The 17,955-nt window shown below is 65.7% G+C and carries 15 protein-coding genes; 12 read left to right on the top strand and 3 right to left on the bottom strand.

What is annotated here, in order from left to right; genetic code table 11:
* Positions 1-69 precede the first annotated feature (69 nt).
* Entirely contained in the window at positions 70-2,226 is a 2,157-nt protein-coding gene (locus G4223_RS04150; protein ID WP_163675419.1) for an anthranilate synthase component I, read from the bottom strand.
* Positions 2,227-2,445: 219 nt separating this feature from the next.
* Positions 2,446-3,204, bottom strand: coding sequence for a bestrophin-like domain (locus tag G4223_RS04145; RefSeq protein WP_163675416.1), 759 nt, complete (start codon positions 3,202-3,204; stop codon positions 2,446-2,448).
* Positions 3,205-3,416: 212 nt separating this feature from the next.
* Between G4223_RS04145 and glmM the strand changes: the two genes are divergently transcribed.
* The 8 genes from glmM (at position 3,417) to G4223_RS04105 (ending at position 13,036) form a co-directional block, all read left to right on the top strand.
* Complete coding sequence (glmM, locus tag G4223_RS04140; protein ID WP_163675413.1) at positions 3,417-4,769, top strand: phosphoglucosamine mutase; 1,353 nt, start codon at positions 3,417-3,419, stop codon at positions 4,767-4,769.
* A gap of 57 nt (positions 4,770-4,826) precedes the next feature.
* Positions 4,827-5,630, top strand: coding sequence for a bifunctional hydroxymethylpyrimidine kinase/phosphomethylpyrimidine kinase (gene thiD, locus G4223_RS04135; RefSeq protein WP_163675410.1), 804 nt, complete (start codon positions 4,827-4,829; stop codon positions 5,628-5,630).
* Complete coding sequence (locus G4223_RS04130; protein ID WP_163675407.1) at positions 5,627-6,415, top strand: PhzF family phenazine biosynthesis protein; 789 nt, start codon at positions 5,627-5,629, stop codon at positions 6,413-6,415. Before thiD ends, G4223_RS04130 begins: the two co-directional genes overlap by 4 nt.
* On the top strand, positions 6,412-7,164 hold the full coding sequence (locus G4223_RS04125) for a glycosyltransferase family 25 protein (protein WP_163675403.1): 753 nt from the start codon (positions 6,412-6,414) through the stop codon (positions 7,162-7,164). The genes G4223_RS04130 and G4223_RS04125 overlap by 4 nt, the downstream gene beginning before the upstream one ends.
* A 102-nt stretch (positions 7,165-7,266) precedes the next feature.
* A complete protein-coding gene (locus G4223_RS04120; RefSeq protein WP_338086808.1) occupies positions 7,267-9,132 on the top strand; it encodes an SLC13 family permease in 1,866 nt (621 codons plus the stop codon).
* Positions 9,133-9,254: 122 nt separating this feature from the next.
* Positions 9,255-10,433: a phosphoserine transaminase gene (locus tag G4223_RS04115; RefSeq protein WP_163675398.1), complete on the top strand. Its 1,179-nt coding sequence runs from the start codon at positions 9,255-9,257 to the stop codon at positions 10,431-10,433.
* A 73-nt stretch (positions 10,434-10,506) separates the two neighbouring features.
* On the top strand, positions 10,507-12,084 hold the full coding sequence (serA, locus tag G4223_RS04110; RefSeq protein ID WP_163675395.1) for a phosphoglycerate dehydrogenase: 1,578 nt from the start codon (positions 10,507-10,509) through the stop codon (positions 12,082-12,084).
* A 418-nt stretch (positions 12,085-12,502) separates the two neighbouring features.
* Entirely contained in the window at positions 12,503-13,036 is a 534-nt protein-coding gene (locus tag G4223_RS04105) for a hypothetical protein (protein ID WP_163675392.1), read from the top strand.
* A 474-nt stretch (positions 13,037-13,510) separates the two neighbouring features.
* Here G4223_RS04105 and G4223_RS04100 read toward each other — a convergent pair whose 3' ends face one another.
* Positions 13,511-14,563, bottom strand: a complete 1,053-nt coding sequence (locus G4223_RS04100) for a D-alanine--D-alanine ligase family protein (RefSeq protein ID WP_241003938.1) — start codon at positions 14,561-14,563, stop codon at positions 13,511-13,513.
* 177 nt (positions 14,564-14,740) lie between these two features.
* Here G4223_RS04100 and G4223_RS04095 point away from each other — a divergent pair, with 177 nt between their 5' ends.
* The 4 genes from G4223_RS04095 to G4223_RS04080 are packed head-to-tail and all read left to right on the top strand — an operon-like array spanning position 14,741 to position 17,952.
* The gene (locus G4223_RS04095) at positions 14,741-15,727 is read left to right on the top strand and encodes an ABC transporter substrate-binding protein (protein WP_163675389.1); all 987 of its coding nucleotides are present in this window, start codon (positions 14,741-14,743) and stop codon (positions 15,725-15,727) included.
* Complete coding sequence (locus G4223_RS04090; RefSeq protein WP_163675386.1) at positions 15,727-16,431, top strand: GTP-binding protein; 705 nt, start codon at positions 15,727-15,729, stop codon at positions 16,429-16,431. Before G4223_RS04095 ends, G4223_RS04090 begins: the two co-directional genes overlap by 1 nt.
* Positions 16,418-17,404, top strand: a complete 987-nt coding sequence (locus G4223_RS04085) for an ATP-binding cassette domain-containing protein (RefSeq protein ID WP_163675382.1) — start codon at positions 16,418-16,420, stop codon at positions 17,402-17,404. Before G4223_RS04090 ends, G4223_RS04085 begins: the two co-directional genes overlap by 14 nt.
* Complete coding sequence (locus tag G4223_RS04080) at positions 17,395-17,952, top strand: nitroreductase family protein (protein WP_163675379.1); 558 nt, start codon at positions 17,395-17,397, stop codon at positions 17,950-17,952. Before G4223_RS04085 ends, G4223_RS04080 begins: the two co-directional genes overlap by 10 nt.
* The last annotated feature ends 3 nt before the right edge of the window (positions 17,953-17,955 follow it).

Genomic DNA, 17,955 nt, shown 5'->3' with positions numbered 1-17,955 from the left:
CTGCCAAAGGTCCTGCGCGCGGAAGTGTCACTCAACCGCGTCTTTGGCGCAACAAAGGTTGTAGAGGTTTCACGCCGCCCGTGCCCTTTCCGGCCGCAGGCGTTCCAGCACGTTGCCGATCAGCGCAAGGCCGTTGCCGTCGCCCAGCGTCAACAGCGATTCCGGGTGGAACTGTACCGCCGCCAATGCCAAGGCTCGGTGCTCGACAGCCATCACCATGCCGTCTTCGGCCAATTCCGCCGTGACCTCCAGACAGGCGGGCAAACTGGCGCGGTCGGCGTGCAGGCTGTGGTATCGCCCGGCGCGGAAGCTGGCGGGCAGGCCGGCGAACAGGGTGCCGCCCAACACCTTGATCTCGGCCGGCTGGCCGTGTGCCGGAGCGCCAAGGTTCAGGTGCCCGCCGAAATGTTCCACCATGCCCTGAAGCCCCAGGCAGATGCCGAACACCGCCGCGCCGTGGTCCAGCGCCGCCTGGATGGTGTCGGATAGGTGGAAATCCTGGGGACGGCCCGGTCCCGGCGACAGCACCACCAGATCGGGGGCGAAGGCGGCGAAGGCGGCGCGGGCCGCCGGCTGGCGCACCACCCGCGTCTCGGCGCCGAACTGGCGGAAGTAATCGGCCAGGGTGTGGACGAAGCTGTCCTCGTGGTCGATCACCAGCACCCGGCGGCCGGCATGGGGCAAGGACGGGGCCGGCCGCGCCACCGTCGGTGGGATGTCGTCCAGCACCGCCAACAGGGCCGACGCCTTGAGCGCGCATTCCCGTTCCTCGGATTCCGGCTGGCTGTCGATCAGCAAGGTGGCGCCCGCCCGCACCTCGGCCACGCCGTTCTTCAGACGGATGGTGCGCAGCGTCAATCCGCTATCCAGGTCGCCATTCATCAGCACCGCGCCGAAGGCGCCGCCGTACCACTGGCGCGGGCTGGTCTCGTGGTCCTCGACGAATTGCATGGCGGCCTTTTTGGGGGCGCCGGTCACCGTCACCGCCCAGGCATGGGCCAGGAACGCGTCGAGCGCGTCCATGCCGGGGCGCAATTGTCCTTCCACATGGTCAACCGTATGGATGAGGCGCGAATATATCTCCACCTGTCGTCGGCCAACCACGCGCACGCTCCCAGGCAGGCAGATGCGGGCCTTGTCGTTGCGGTCGACGTCGGTGCACATGGTCAATTCGGCGGTTTCCTTGGCGTCGGATAACAGCCGCAACACCGCGTCGGCGTCGCCCAAGGCGTCCGCGCCGCGTGCCACTGTGCCCGAGATGGGGGCGGTTTCCACCCGCTCGCCCTGGACGCGCACGAACATTTCCGGGCTGGCCGAGATCAACGCCTCGCCTTCGCCCAGATTGGCCAACAGGCCGTGCGGGGCCGGGTTGGCGGCGCGCAGGCGGTGGAACAGTACGCTTGGCGTCAGGGCGCAGGGGCGGGCGAAGGTCTGGGACGGCACCGCCTCGAACAGGTCGCCGCGCCGGAAATGCTCAAGCGCCTGACGCACCACCTGGGCATAGTCGCCGGGGCGGTGGGAATCCATGGCGGTGTTGGCCCGGTCGGCGCGTACCGGCGCCGCCTGGGGCTCGCGCCGGCGGCCGCTGGTGGTGACGAAGCCCTTGCTGAATTCATAGCGGACCAGATGCGCCGGCCCGCCCTCGGGATCGGCCAGTAACAGCCGGTCGGGTAGGTACAGCACCATGTCGCGCTGGTCCGCCGGCCGGATCAGGTGTTGCCGCAGCGGGTCCACCTGTTGGGCAAGGTCGTAGCCGAAGGCGCCATAGAGACCAAGATGGCGTTCGTCCTCGGCAAAGAACAGGTCGCGCAATCGCCGGACCAGGGTGAACACCGAAGCCCGGCGGGTGCGGCCGGCTTCGTCCACCGGTTCGCCGCTGTCGGCCATGGTGCCCCCGGCCAGGACCGGGGAGTTCTGTTCCAACTCCAGCGCCTGGGCCAGCAACGGCAACAACACCTCGCCCCGGCGGTTCAGGGCCTCAAGCGTCACCTCGCGGCCGCGCGCCACCACCATCAGCGGCGGTGCGTCGAAGCCCACGGCGCGCGGCCGGTAACGGCCGGCCACCGCCACGTCGCACACCATCAACAGGCCGTGGCCATGGTCCAGGCGTTCGGCCAAATCGGCGATGGCGGCGGGGCCATCGGGCAGCACGTCGACGGCACGGTCGACGGTCAGGCCGCCCTGAGTGACGAAATGGCCGGCGGCGGGGGAAAAGGGCGGAATCATGACGGGTCTCTCTCCTGCGGGGTGCCGCCAGGGGGAAGACCGAACGAGAGGGGAGAAAATACGAAAGCCGCCCGGTTCCCCGTGGCGGCCTTTGTTGGGTCTGCTTCAGACGCGAAGACAGGTACGGCCGCCGGTTATGCGGTCCACCACCAATACTGCGCGAAGGAAACGAACGTAATCATGGGGCGCATGCTGCGCCTGCCGACGGGGCGTTGTCAATCATTTCACGATCATCTCGGCCAACGGCGTCGGCCGGACCGCCCCCGGTTCCAGATAGGGGTTGCCCTGGACCAGGACGATGGCGGCGGTGGGGCCGGCGGCGGCGGTGAACAACAGCACGGCCAGCAACTCGGCCTTGGGCTGGTCCACGTAGACCATGGAAATGGAAATCATGGTCACCAGTCCCAGAAAGGCCATGCCCAGCCATTTCAGCGGGTTGACGTGGGTCTGGCTGAGCGCCATGCGCTGTTCGCGGGCGTTGCGCACGGTGATCGCCTGTTCCAGGACCTGGGCATGGCTGGTGGGGTGCAGGCTGGCCGCGACCTCCGGCCCCGACAGGACTTCCAACAGCCCGGCCAACGCCTCGGAGGTCTCGGGGTTGCCTTGGCGATGGGCAAGGCGTGGCCATTCCCCTTCGACCGTCGACCGGACATAGGCCTGAATGGCGCGGTCGACCTTGGCCCGCGTCGTCTCGGGCAGGTGGCGCGACAGCGCCTGGATGGATTTGAGTGCCCCGGCTTCCTGGAACACCGCGTTGGTGGCGCGGTCGTGGGCGTTCCAGGTGTCGTTGGCCAGGAACGCCAGGGTCAGGGCGAACAGCACGCCGATGACGTTGACGAAGGGCGGCGACAACCCCCGCCAGTCGCGGATGGCGGCGCCATGGCGGGACCGTCCCAGCCACAGACCGGCGCCGCACGCCCCCAACGTGCCGAACAGGGCAAGGGCGGCGAACAGATAATGGTCATAGGCGTACAACATCGGGGGGCGGTCCTGGCGGCATGGGGTGGCGCCCCATGGTGCCCGAGCCCCCCCTAGCTGTCGAGACGCTCACTTGGCCGGCGCGAAGACAAGGGTGGTTTGTCCCGATTGTTGCAAAGTGAAACAAAGCTTTATCGGCTACCCCCTTCCCATGACGGGGACAATCGCGCTATGCAATGACCCCTTATTCATGTTGTGGAATCGTGACGGGCATGACGCGCAAGCTTTTCGGCACCGACGGCATTCGTGGCACCGCCAACCTGGACCCCATGACCGCCGAGACGGCGTTGAAGCTGGGCATGGCCGCCGGCCGTCACTTCACCCGCGGTTCCCATCGTCATGTGGTGGTGATCGGCAAGGACACCCGCCTGTCGGGTTATCTGCTCGAACCGGCGTTGACCGCCGGCTTCATCGCGGTCGGCATGGACGTGGTGCTGTTGGGGCCGCTGCCGACGCCGGCGGTGGCCATGCTGACCCGGTCCTTGCGTGCCGATCTTGGCGTCATGATCTCGGCGTCGCACAATCCCTATCAGGACAACGGCATCAAGCTGTTCGGTCCCGACGGCTTCAAGCTGTCGGACGAGGACGAGGCCGCGATCGAGCACAAGATGTTCAACGGCCTGGAATCCTATCGCGTCGGATCGGACCATCTGGGCAAGGCCAAGCGTCTGGACGACGCGGTCGGCCGCTACATCGAATACGCCAAGGGCAGCTTTCCGCGCGGATTGCGGCTCGACGGCCTCAAGATCGTGGTCGACTGCGCCAACGGCGCCGCCTACAAGGTCGCGCCCACCGTGCTGTGGGAACTGGGCGCCGAGGTGGTTCCGGTGGCGGTCAACCCCGACGGCTTCAACATCAACAAGGATTGCGGGTCGCTGCATACCGAGGCCTTGCGGACTCAGGTGGTGACCCACGGCGCCCATCTCGGCATCGCGCTCGACGGCGACGCCGACCGGGTGGTCCTGTGCGACGAACACGGCGCCATCATCGACGGCGATCAGGTCATGGGCCTGATCGGCGCCAGTTGGAAGGCGTCCGGCCAACTTCGCGGCAACGCCGTGGTGGCGACGGTGATGTCCAACATGGGGCTGGAAAAGTTCCTTGGCGGGCACGGCATCGACCTGCACCGAACCGGTGTCGGCGACCGCTATGTGCTGGAACGCATGCGTCGGGACGGCATCAACGTCGGTGGCGAGCAATCGGGCCACATCATCCTGTCCGACCATTCGACCACCGGTGACGGTCTGGTGGCGGCGCTTCAGGTGCTGGCGGCCATCGTCGATTCGGGCAAGCCGGCATCCCAGGTGTTGCGGCTGTTCGATCCCTTTCCGCAGGTGTTGAAGAACGTGCGCGTCTCCGGTCAGCCCGAGACGGTTCTGGGCGAGGCCAAGGTCAAGGCGGCCATCGCCGAGGGCGAAAACCGCCTGAACGGGTCGGGCCGGGTGCTGATCCGCAAGTCGGGTACCGAACCGTTGATCCGCGTCATGGCCGAGGGCGAGGACAAGCCGTTGGTGGAATCGGTGGTGGACGACATCGTCGCCGCCATCAAGGATGTCGCCGCCTGACCTTCACATTCCGCGCGGTTTATCTATCATGTGGCCATTCCCGTTGTTGGAGGGCGCATGAAAGGTCGCGTTCTTATTGTCGCCGGTTCAGATTCCGGCGGCGGCGCCGGCATCCAGGCCGACATCAAGGCGGTTTCGGCGCTTGACGGCTATGCCGCCACCGCCATAACCGCGCTTACCGCCCAGAACACCCAAGGGGTGTTCGGCGTGCATGCCGTGCCGACGGATTTCATCGTGCAGCAGATGGAACTTGTTCTGGGTGACATCGGCGCCGATTGTCTGAAGACCGGTATGCTGGCGACGGTGCCGATCATCGAGGCGGTGGCCGGCGCCATCGACCGCTTCGCCGCCGCCGTACCCTTGGTGGTCGATCCGGTGATGGTGGCCAAGGGGGGGGCGCCGCTGTTGCAGGACGACGCGGCCCAAGCCCTGGTCGAACGGCTGGTGCGGCGCGCGACGCTGATCACTCCCAACATTCCCGAGGCCGAGGTGCTGCTGGGCCGGGCCATTCCCGACCTTGCGGCCATGGAACAGGCGGCGCGCGACCTGTTGGCGTTGGGGCCCAAGGCGGTGCTGCTCAAGGGCGGGCACATGCAAGGCGACGAACTGGTCGACCTGTTGGCCGAACCGGGCAAGCTGACCGCTTTCGCTGGTCAGCGCATCCACACCAGTTCGACCCATGGCACCGGCTGCACGCTGGCTTCGGCCATCGCCTGCGGTCTGGCCCAGGGGATGGACCTGCACGACGCGGTGGTCCGTGCACGGGCCTATGTCCGCAAGGCCATCGAGACGGCGCCGGGTCTGGGCCATGGTCATGGGCCGCTCAACCATTTGCACACGGTTTCGGAGTTCAGGGCATGACGGGTTTTCCTTTCTGGCACGTTGACGCCTTCGCCGACGCGGCGCCGTTCACCGGCAACCCGGCGGCGGTGGTCGTGCTGCCCGATTGGCGGCCCGAGGATTGGATGCAGGGGGTGGCGGCCCAGAACGCGCTGTCGGAAACCGCCTTCGTGGTCAAGGAAGCGGGCGGCTGGCGCGTCCGCTGGTTCACGCCTAAGGTCGAGGTGGATTTGTGCGGCCACGCCACCCTGGCCGCGGCCTGGGTGGTTCTGACCCATGTGGAGCCGGGGGACGAGGTGGTTTTCGCCTCGAAAAGCGGCCCCTTGACCGTGACCCGCGACGGCGGCCGGCTGGTGCTGGATTTCCCGGCCAACGCGCCGCGTCCCACGGTGTTCCCCGAGGATATCGAACGCATCCTGGCCAAGCCGGTGCGCGAGGTGCTGGCGACCAAGGACCATCTGTTGTGCGTGCTGGACAGCGCCGACGCGGTGGCGGCGCTGGTGCCCGACATGGCGGGGGTGGCGTCGTTGTCCAGGCGGGCGCTGATCGTCACCGCGCCGGGTGCGGGAGAGGTGGATTTCGTGTCGCGTTTCTTCGCGCCGCGTTGGGGAGTGGTCGAGGACCCGGTGACCGGGTCCGCCCATTGCGTGCTGGCGCCGTTCTGGGCCAAGCGTCTGGGCAAGGCCGCTCTGGTGGCCCGTCAGTTGTCGCGGCGCGGCGGCACCCTGTGGGTCGAGGATCGGGGCGAGCGCGTGTGTATCGGCGGCCATGTGCGGCCTTTCGTGGCCGGCACCTTGAGGCCATGAAGGCGGTTGTCCTCAACCTTGTTCGCCGGCCCGAACGGCTGTCCCGTTTCATGGCGTGGAACGGCGGCCACGATCTGGATTTCCAGGTCGTGGCGGCGGTGGACGGGGCGGGGATGGACCGCGCCGGCCTGATGGCGGAAGGATTGCTGGACCGCGACAACGCCATGTTCAGCGACGGGGCGCTGGGCAACGCGCTGTCCCACCGCGCCCAATGGCAAGCCGTGGTGGCGGAAGGGGCTTCCCGGCTGATCTGCGAGGACGACGCCTGTCTGCATGGCGGGCTGACCCATCTTCTGCCCGGCCTGGCCCGCGTGCTGGACCGGGCCGACATCCTGTTTCTTGGCTACAACACCAACGCGCCGCTGGCCCTGACCCTGCCCGAGGGCATGGTGATGGAAAGCTATTTCGGCTGGCAAAACGAATCCTCCGACTTTCATGCCGCTTTCGCCGCTTCGGCCCGGCGGGCCAAGCCGGCCTTGCACCCGGTGCGCGCGGTCTGGGGAACCATCGCCTACGTCGTTTCTCCCGCTGGGGCGCAACGTTTGCTGACATGGTGTTTCCCGCTGTCGGTGCGGCGCGGGCGGATTCGTTTCGCCCAAGCACGCCGCCACGTCCGGCCGCGTGCCCTTGACGGCATGATCAATCTGGCCCTGCAAGGCGGCCATGCCCAGGGCGTCGCCTGTCTGCCGCCGCTGGCCCTCAGCCCCAACGACGCCTCGGACGTCGTCACCGCGTTTCCTTGTCCTTGAATAAAGATGTGAGCCGCCGGTGCTCCGTCATGTGAAGGCGGTAGTGGCGGCGAGGGTTTTTTTGCTATTGAGATGGGATTGGGACGAAATGATGAGGGACGGGTGGATTACGCGAACATCGCGGCGGCGACGCCTCAGGTCTGGTTGACGCTGGCCCTTCTCGGGCTCGCCCTGGGGCTTTACGTCAGCGAGAAACTGCCGGTCGAGGTGGTGTCCATCGGCATGTTGTCGGTGATGATGTTGGCGTTCCATCTGTTTCCGGTGGCTGACGCGGCCGGCAAGAATCAGTTGACGCCCGGCGCCTTGCTGGCCGGTTTCGGCAATCCGGCGCTTCTGACGGTGATGGCCTTGCTGGTGGTGGCCGAGGCGCTGTCGCGCACCGGCGCTCTGGACAAGCTGGCCGACGGCGTCGGCCATCTGCGCCTGCCCAATTGGGCGATGCTGTTGCTGGCGCTGGCGGTGGTCGGTGTGGCCAGCGCCTTCATCAACGATACCCCCGTGGTGGTGATGTTCCTGCCGGTGCTTCAGGCGATGGCCCAGCGCGGCGGGCTGGCGTCGTCGCGGGTGATGATGCCGCTGTCGTTTGTCGCCATCCTGGGCGGTATGACCACGCTGATCGGTTCCTCGACCAACCTTTTGGTGTCCTCGGCGTTGATCGCCCAGGGGCTTCCCGGACTCGATTTCTTCGACCAGACCCCCATGGGCTTGCTGGTGGCGGCGGTCGGCTTCGTTTACGTGGTTTTCGTGATGCCCCGGCTGTTGCCCAAGGGCACCGCCGGGCTGGCCGGACATCTTCTGGGCCAGGGCAAGCAATTCGTGTCGCAGTGTACCGTTGGCGCCGGTTCCGCCCTCGAGGGGGAGACCGCCGCCGCCGGCACTTTCCGGTCGCTGCCCGACATCACCGTCCACCTGATCGTGCGCGATGGCCGGCCGGTTTATCCGCCCTATGACGACGTCCAGTTGCTGGCCGGTGACGAGTTGATGGTCGCCGGCACGCGCAAGGCGTTGTCCGACGTGGCGGCGCGTCTGCCGGGGCTTTTGTCGGTCCCCGACGCCAAGGAAGACGATTTCGACGCCGAACCGCCGGCGGCACGCGGGCGCGACGCCTCGGCCGGGGAACGGGTGCTGGTCGAGGCGATGATCCCGCCGACCTCGCGCTTCGCCGGTTTCTCCGTGGATCAGCTTGGCCTGCAACGCCATGGTGTCACGGTGCTGGGCATCGAACGCCGGGCCCGCATGATCCGTGGGCCGACCACGGAAATCCGTCTTCAGGCCGGCGACGTCCTGTTGCTGATGGGGCCGTGGGACGCCATCGACCAGTTGCGTGCCGAACGCGACCTGGTGGTGGTGTCGGGCAGCGCCGGCTCGTTGCCCAAGGTGCACCATGCCCGCCGCGCAGCCTTTGTCTTCCTGTCCATGGTGGCGCTGTCGGCGTTCGGCGTCCTGCCCATCGCCATCGCGGCGTTGGGGGCGGCGACCATCCTGGTGGCGGTGGGAACCCTGACGCCACGTCAGGCCATCCGCGCCATCGACACCAAGGTGGTGCTGATGGTCGGCAACGCCCTGGCCTTGGGCGAGGCCATGGATGCCACCGGCGCTGCGTCGTTTTTGGCCAACCACATGCTGGCGGCGGTGGGCGATATCGGGCCTTGGGGTGCTCTGGTGGCGTTCTTCGGTTTGGTGGCGGTGGCGACCAACGTCTTGTCCAACAACGCCACCGCCGTCCTGTTCACCCCCATCGGCGTCGGCATCGCCCGGCAATTGGGGTTGGACCCCCACCTTTTCGCCATCGCCACCATTTTGGCCTCCAACTGCTCGTTCGCCACGCCCATCGGCTATCAGACCAACCTGTTGGTGATGGGGCCGGGCCATTATCGTTTCGCCCACTACACCAAGGCCGGTCTGCCGCTGATGCTGTTGCTGTGGGCGGCGTTCGCGGTGGGGGCCAAGGTGGTGTGGGGACTGTGACCCCGCCACCTTAGACTCCCTCTCAAACACCGTGCTTGCGCCCCCCCGCCGCCCTGCTACACTCGCGCCCGGGCCACGGCCCCCCAACGGGCCGCGTCCCTTCTGCGAGGGAGGGTTTCCTTATGAGTGAGCTTTCGCGGCCGGCTGTTCGGCCCGCCAATCCCAATTTTTCCTCTGGTCCCTGTGCCAAGCGTCCGGGTTGGACGGTCGAGGCGTTGTCCGACACGCCTGTCGGCCGTTCGCACCGCGCCAAGATCGGCAAGGCCAAGCTTGAAGAAGTGATCACCCGCACCCGCGCGGTGCTGGGCATTCCCGCCGATTACCGTATCGGCATCGTGCCGGCGTCCGACACCGGTGCCGTCGAAATGGCCATGTGGTCGTTGTTGGGCGCCCGCGGCATCGACATGCTGGCGTGGGAAAGCTTTGGCGACGGCTGGGTGACCGACGTCACCAAGCAGTTGAAGATCGAAGACGTGCGCGTTTTCAAGGCGCCGTACGGCGAGTTGCCCGATTTCGGTCAGGTGGATTTCGCCCGTGACGTGGTGTTCACCTGGAACGGCACCACCGGCGGCGTGCGCGTGCCGAACGGCGACTGGATCAAGGCCGACCGCGAAGGTTTGACCATCTGCGACGCCACCTCGGCGGTGTTCGCCATGGACATGCCGTGGGACAAGCTGGACGTGGTCACCTGGTCCTGGCAGAAGGTGCTGGGCGGCGAGGGCGCGCACGGCATGCTGGTGCTGAGCCCGCGCGCCGTCGAACGGCTCGAGACCTACAAGCCGGCATGGCCGTTGCCCAAGATCTTCCGCATGACCAAGGGCGGCAAGCTGATCGAAGGCATCTTCAAGGGCGAGACCATCAACACGCCGTCGATGATCGCCGTGGAAGACCAGATCGACGCGCTCAAGTGGGTCGAGGGGATCGGCGGCCTCAAGGCTCTGATTCAACGCTCCGAAGCCAATCTGGCCGCGCTTCAGGCGTGGATGGACCGCTCCGATTGGGCCGAGAACCTGGCCAAGGTTCCCGCGACCCGGTCGTGCACCTCGATCTGCGTCGCCATCAAGGCGCCGTTCTTCGCGCGCCTGTCCGCCGACGATCAGGCGGCGGCGGCCAAGAAGATCGTCTCGATCCTGGACAAGGAAGGTGTCGCCTATGACATCGGCGCCTATCGCGACGCCCCCTCGGGGCTGCGCGTGTGGGGCGGTGCCACGGTGGAAACCAAGGATGTCGAGGCGTTGACGCCGTGGTTGGACTGGGCCTTCGCCCAGGTCAAGGCGGAGTTCGAGCCCAAAGTCCAGTAAACATCGTCACATTCGGAACGGGCGCCGCCTTGTGCAGGGCGGCGCCCGAACTCCCTCGGGGGAAGGACAAGCTATGCCCAAGGTTCTCATCAGCGACAAACTGAGCCCCGCCGCCGTCCAGATCTTCAAGGACCGTGGCATCGAAGCCGACGTCAAGACCGGCCTCGCTCCCGATGAACTGAAGGCCATCATTGGCCAGTACGACGGTCTGGCCATCCGTTCCAATACCAAGGTGACCGCCGACATCCTGGCCGCCGCCGGCAACCTCAAGGTGGTCGGACGCGCCGGTATCGGCGTCGATAACGTCGACGTTCCCGCCGCCACCGCGCGCGGTGTGGTGGTCATGAACACGCCGTTCGGCAATTCGGTCACTACCGCCGAGCACGCCATCGCCATGATGTTCGCGCTGGCCCGCGACATTCCCCAGGCCAACGCCTCGACCCACGCCGGCAAGTGGGAAAAGTCCAAGTTCATGGGCGTCGAACTGACCGGCAAGACGCTGGGCATCATCGGCTGCGGCAACATCGGCGCCATCGTCGCCGACCGCGCGCTGGGCCTGCGCATGAAGGTTGTGGCCTATGATCCGTTCCTGTCGGCGGAACGCGCCAAGGACCTGACCATCGAAAAGGTCGATCTGGACACCTTGTTCGCGCGGGCCGACTTCATCACGCTGCATACGCCGCTGACCGAAGCGACCAAGAACATCATCAGCGCCGACGCCATCGCCAAGATGAAGAAGGGCGTGCGCATCATCAACTGCGCCCGCGGCGGTCTGCTGGTCGAGGAAGACCTCAAGGCGGCCATCGAATCGGGTCAGGTGGCGGGTGCCGCGCTCGACGTGTTCAAGGCCGAGCCGGCCAAGGAGAACATCCTGTTCGGCAACGAGCACGTGGTGTGCACGCCGCATCTCGGCGCCTCGACCTCGGAAGCCCAGGAAAACGTGGCGCTTCAGGTGGCCGAACAGATGGCGGATTATCTGTTGACGGGCGCCGTGGTCAACGCGCTCAACATGCCTTCGGTTTCGGCCGAGGACGCGCCCAAGCTCCGCCCCTACATGAAGCTTGCCGGCCAGTTGGGAAGCTTCGCCGGCCAGTTGACCGAGAACGCCCTCAAGGCGGTGTCGATCGAATATGTGGGCGTCGTCGCCGGGCTGAACACCAAGCCGCTGACCGCCATCATCCTCGAGGGGCTTTTGAAGCCCATGGTGGAGACGGTCAACATGGTCAACGCGCCGGTGATCGCCAAGGACCGTAACATCGACGTGTCCGAGACCAAGAACGCGCGCGAGGGCGACTACCACACCCTGATCCGCGTCACCGTCACCACCGAGGTGCGTTCGCGTTCGGTGGCAGGCACCTTGTTCGGCGGCGACAAGCCGCGTGTGGTCGAGATCAAGGGCATTCCGATCGAGGCCGAACTGGGCGAGCATGTGCTTTACGTCACCAACCAGGACAAGCCCGGCTTCATCGGCGCGCTCGGTTCGCTGTTGGGCCAGCATGGCGTCAACATCGCCACCTTCCATCTGGGCCGGGCCGAAGCCGGCGGCGACGCCATCTTGTTGACCCAGGTCGATCAGCCGTTGACCGACGTCATCCTTGAGGAAGTGCGCGCCCTGCCGCAGGTGGTCCAGGCCAAGGCGCTATCGTTCTAAGGCACGGGCAACCGTCGCTTTTGCCAAAGGGGGAGCTCCTGCCCAGGGGCTTACAATAAGTGTTGAGGGCGCCTCGCGAGAGTGAGGCGCCCTCTCGGTTTTGGCGTTTTCAACCAGCGAAGAAATCTTCGAGCCTAAAAACGTCATGGCCGGGCTTGGCCCGGCCAGCCATGTATTTGGGCATTGGCGCGAACGAATGGTCCGCTTTGCGCCCATCTACGACATTCCGAAGGGCGCGCAGAGTTTCCGATAACGGACTTTGCCGAACTGAGTGGAGCGTCACCGTAACTCTATGTCCCAGAGAAGCGCCGTGCCCTCGACGTGTGGGCCGCGTATCTGGAAAATATCCTGCAATCACGGCCTGCAAAAAAATGTTATTCCGTTCCCCGCACAAGGTGTGAAGGTAAGAGGTGCCGTAATGAGTTCCGCCTACAAGCGCGCTCCCGTCGAGGTCGCCCAAGAAATTATTCGGCTGTCGGAGCTGCACCTGCAATCCATGCTGACAATCAGCATTGCTGCAGATCAAAGGGCAGCCACATTGGCGGGCATTTTTACCACGGGAACCGTTGCGACCTTAGCCGCCGTTGCTGCCGCCGTGAGTAGTGGGATGGGGGCGGCAATCATTGGCGGCGGGGTTATTTGTGCCCTGTTTCTGTTCGTCGGCAGCCTGTTTTGCGTCGCAGCTCTTTGGCCGACAAACTTTCACGTCGCGGGCATTCATCCGAAAAGCTGGCTGAATGGCGAGACTTTGTTTGGTTCGCGTGCAGAAACCCTTTTATACCATGCACAAAATTACCAAGAGCGGATCGATCACAATATCGGTGTCAACAAGCGATGCAGTAAGCTCCAAAAGAGAGGGGCTGCGCTTGCTTGCGCCGCCCCTGTTGTTGGCGTTGCTGTTTGGGTACTACTTCATTTTTGGCCTGCTACAAAGGCAACCATCAGCATCTGACTACTTCTTTGGTGTATCGGCAGGCGGTTGCTGTGTCGGAGGCTTCGGCGCGGGTCTTGCGGGAGGACGTTGCACATCGGCCGAATTCGTCACCCCTTCGCGCAAGCTCTTCGTCAGTGGCGGGTCTTGCGGAGGTTTCGCATACCGTCTTTCCATAACCAAACCTCTTAGATCGAAGTGTTTGTGACTTTGCGGGGAGCTTCCATCAAAAAGCGCATCAGGTCAATCTTTCCCGAATGCCTCCGCCAAGTTCCGCGCGCCATGCAAAACGCGCACGATCAACACCCCATCTAGTTACGGCGCCACGGCACCCAATTCCAAAGGTCCGCTTTACCGCTCCCACCTCCAAAACCCGCCCTTCCGCTTCCGGCCCACAGCGGACATCGCGGATGGCCGGGCCAAGCTTGGTCGTGACGCATAATGGCTGTGTAAACCCCTTGCCTTCGTGCTCCCCCTTTTTGTGTCCGCTGCAAGTCATATCATCCAGCGGTAATGGCTATGGGTGGTGTGTTGGCGGGCCAGGCTGTATTCCACCACATGGGCCAGCAGGTCGCGGCGCGAGAACCCCCATTGGCTTCCCGCCAAGGCCAGGGCGCCGTGGCGGCCGAAATAGCAACAGATGTTGATTTCCAGCACGGTCCGGGTGCCGGTGGCGGGGTTCCAACGGTAATCGACGCGGAAATAGTCGATGGGGCCAAGGTTGCGCCACAGCGTCGCGACGTCTTCTTCCACGGCGGCGGCGGTGGCGGCGTCCAGGCTCACCAGCCGGTTGCCGAGATGGTCGTCCACCTTCAGGCTTTCGGTCAGGATGCCGCCCACTTCGTCCGATTGCGGCGCCACATGGCCAAGGACCAGATAGGGGGCATGGCCGATCACCGGCACGGTGACGTCGACACCGGGGCAATAGCGCTCGACCAGGGCCTCGCGTCCTTGGGCGTGGAAACGTTGGATGACCGGTATCGTGCCTTGCCAACTGTCTTGCAGACTGTCGGCGGCGATGCCTTCCGAGGCGGCGCCGAAGCGGTCCTTGACGAAATAGGGGCCGGTGAAATCCGGTGGCGTTAGTTCCTGCCCCGGCGCATAGGCCCGGCCTTCGGCCACCGGCAGGCCAAGAGCGCGGAAGGCCAGCTTGCTCAGGAACTTGTCTTCGGCCAGAGCCCGGATGTTGGGCGGCGCCCCCAGATGGGGCAGGTGCTGGTACTCGCACACCGAGGGGACATGAATCTCGGGATTGCGCATGGGCATGCGGTTCAACAGCGAGAACACGAAATCCACGTTGCCGCCCGCCATCCACGCCGCATAGGGCTTGGAGCTTGAGCGCACGTCGTAGCCGATGCCCTGCAATTCGGTGAACAGGTTGAAATGGTATTGGGAATACCCGGCGGCGTGGGTATCCGGCTTTTGCGCCAGCACCGGCTCGTCGGGGGCGAAGCGGGCCAGATAGAGGATGCGGGTGCGCTTTGGCTCGGTGGGAAAGCGCAAGGGGACAGAGGGTGTCTTGGTGGCGGAAATGACGGGAATGTACATTTTTATCCCCTTCTTACGTCAATGTAAAAGTTCGGCAATGTAAGATGTCGCATCTTCGACATTTGAATGTTTGAAGTGCTACGATGGTTATTTTGTTGATATATTGTTTTGTCGTTGACATTCATTGCAGATTCGAGAAATTCTTGTCTAGTGTTTTGTTGTGTGCGGAGCGAGTGGATGTTCCTGGGGCGTGCGCACATTGCCGGAGAATGCAAGGCTTCGTCTTCCGATGGCCTGGATTTGCTGGCCCGCATGCCGTTGCCGCTGCGGCGGCCGTTCAAGCAGGCGGTGGAGCCGGTGGCTCTAAGGCATCGCCTGCGGCTGTCCGCCGCCATGGGCGGCGCCTGGTATGCCCCCTTCGACATCCTGGCGCGGCCCCCCCAATCCTGGCCTTCCATGGTGGTGACGCCGTGGACGCCCGAGCCGGCATGCGAACGCCTGCTGGCCGAGGCCGCACAGGCCGGGCCGGCCGTGGCGGCGGCCGACCCGGCCTGTCGCGAGTTGATGGACCCCCTGGGGAGCTTCGTCACGTTCGCGGCCATTCCCATGGTGTTCCTGGTGGACCACCTTCGCTTGGATGGACGTGCGCCGCCCCGGCGGTGGGTCGATCTGTTGGCGCCTGAGTGGCGGGGCCAAGTGGTGTTCGGCGGTTGGCGCCCTGGCGCGGACCAGCCCTATGGCGATTACAACCAGTTCCTGTTGTTCTGTCTGGCCGAGGAGTTCGGAGACGACGGTCTTTGCGCTTTCGCCGCCGCCACCAAGGGATTGCAGCACAATGTGGTCAGCACCCGCACCGCCGGCGGTGCGGGTGGCCTGGGCGGCACGGTCATGGTGTTGCCGTGGTTGCAGGCGGAGATGGCGCCCCGGCGTCGTCATGTGTCGGTGGTGTGGCCCGAGGACGGCGCTTACGCCATGCCCATCGGTTTCACCCTGCGGCCCGAGGCGGCCGAGCGGCTGTCGCCGTTGGTCGAGATGCTGACCGGTGCGGCGTTCGGTTCCGTGCTGGCGCGCAACTGTTATCCGCCCACCATCGCCCCCCTGGCCGGGGCGTTCCCGACGGGCGCGCGGCTGAAATGGCCGGGTTGGGAGCGGGTGCGGGCGGGCGGCATGACCGAGCGCGCGGCACGAATCGGACGGCTGTTCTTCGAAGTCTGGGGCGGCTGATGGCGCCGCCGCGGTTGGTCACTGTCGCCGGGCCGCCCTCGGTGGGCAAGACCTCGGTCATCTCGCGGGCGCTGGCCGTGCTGCGCGACGACGGCGTCGCGGCCGGGGTGGTGAAGTTCGATTCCCTGTCCACCGCCGACCAGGATTTGTATGCGCGGGCCGGGCTGCCGTCGCGGGTCGGTTTGTCGGGTGGATTATGCCCGGATCATTTCTTCGTCACCAACATCGAGGCCTGTCTGGCCTGGGGCGAACGGCGGGGACTGGATTTGCTGGTCAGTGAGAGTGCCGGCCTGTGCAACCGCTGTTCGCCCCATCTTGATGGTGTCCTGGCGGTGTGCGTGGTGGACGTGCTGGCGGGAATCCGTACTCCGGCCAAGATCGGCCCCATGCTGCGTCTGGCCGATCTGGTGGTGGTGACCAAGGGCGACATCGTCAGCCAGGCCGAACGTGAGGTCTTCGCCTTCAACCTGCGTCTGGCCAATCCCCGTGCCGCCACGGTGTTCTGCAACGGCATCACCGGCCAGGGGGCAATGGAGGTGGCATGGCATCTGGCCCGTGCCCCACAAGTGGAAACGCTGGACGGTCGCCGGTTGCGTTTCGCCATGCCGTCGGCGGTGTGTCCCTATTGCGTGGGCGAAACCGCCATCGGTGACGTTCATCATCGCGGCAACGTCAAGAGGATGAGGTTCGATGACCTCCCATAGCCTTGGGATGCTGATGGCGGCGCATGCCGCCGTGGCCGAGTTCCTGGCCGGGTTGCCGTTGCCGTTGCGGCCCGAGCTGACGTTGGACGAGTGGCTGGCCGGGTTGGGCGAGGAGGAACTGGCCGAACTGGGACTGGACGGCGAGCAACTGGCCGACCATGTGGCGCGTTTGATGGGGCGGAAAAAAAGCGTGGCCTCGGCTCCGCGCAATCTGGTGCTGCGCGGCGGCCACGATCGCCACGGACAGCCGGAAGTGGCCGAACTGGTCCTGCGTCCCGGCCAGACTACCTGCATCGTCGGCCCCACCGGCTCGGGGAAAAGCCGCCTGTTGGCCGACATCGAATGCCTCGCCCAAGGCGACACCCCCACCGGCCGGGTGGTGCTGGTGGACGGCGCGCCGCCGTCGCCGCAGGCGCGATTCGCCCCCGAATGCAAGCTGGTGGCGCAATTGTCGCAAAACATGAATTTCGTGGTCGATCTTCCGGTGGCGGAATTCGTCGCCATGCATGCCCAGGTCCGCGGCGTGACGGAGGTGGAGGCGGTCACCGCCCGTGTCATCGCCTGCGCCAACGACCTGACCGGCGAGAAATTCGCTCCCGACACCGCGCTGACTCAATTGTCGGGCGGCCAGACGCGGGCGCTGATGATCGCCGACGTGGCGTTGCTGTCGGAATCGCCGGTGGTGCTGATCGACGAGATCGAGAACGCCGGGGTGGATCGTTCACGGGCGCTGGGCCTGTTGGTGGCGGGCGACAAGATCGTGTTGGTCGCCACCCACGACCCGTTGCTGGCGTTGCGTGGCGACCGCCGTGTGGTGCTGCGCGGCGGCGGCATCGCCGAAATCCTGGAAACGTCGGCGGCGGAACGCCGTGCGCTGCAACGTCTGGAACGGGTGGATGCCGGCCTGATGGAACTGCGCGACCGCCTGCGTCACGGCGGCCGTATCGAGGAGGATTTGCCGTCATGGAGCTGAGTCCTGGCCTGTCGTTGCTGCTCAACCGTCGCTCGTGCCATGCGTTGACCGAACCGGGGCCGGACGGGGCGGCGCTGGACGCCATCTTCCAGGCGGCGTTGCGGGTGCCCGACTTCCTGCATTTGCGGCCGTTCCGTTTTTTGGTGGCGGGTGGCGATGGTCGTGACCGTCTGGGACAGGCCATGTTGCGTGCCGCCCTGGCCGCCGGCAAACCCGACGCGGTGGTGGAACGTGCGCCGCGTTTGCCCCATCGCGCGCCGTTGGTCGTCATCGTGGTGGCCGTGCCACGGGTCAGCGACGTGGTCCCGGTGTTCGACCAGATCCTGTCCGCCGGCTGCACGGTCATGGCCATGCAGATGGCGGCCCAGGCCCAGGGCTTCGGCGGGGTGTGGCGGTCGGGTTGGCTGATGCACGACGACGGCTTCCACCGCGAGCTTGGACTGGCCGAAGGCGAGCGCATCGTCGGCTTCCTGTATCTCGGTACGCCTTCGGCGCAACCGGCGCCGGCGCCGGCCGAGGACCATTCCCCCCTGATTCACTGGCTCTGAAGG

It is taken from the genome of Magnetospirillum aberrantis SpK, assembly GCF_011022235.1.
In the GTDB taxonomy this organism is placed as follows: domain Bacteria; phylum Pseudomonadota; class Alphaproteobacteria; order Rhodospirillales; family Magnetospirillaceae; genus Magnetospirillum; species Magnetospirillum aberrantis.
Note: the sequence above shows the minus strand (reverse complement) of the source record. Positions and strands in the feature narration are given on the sequence as shown.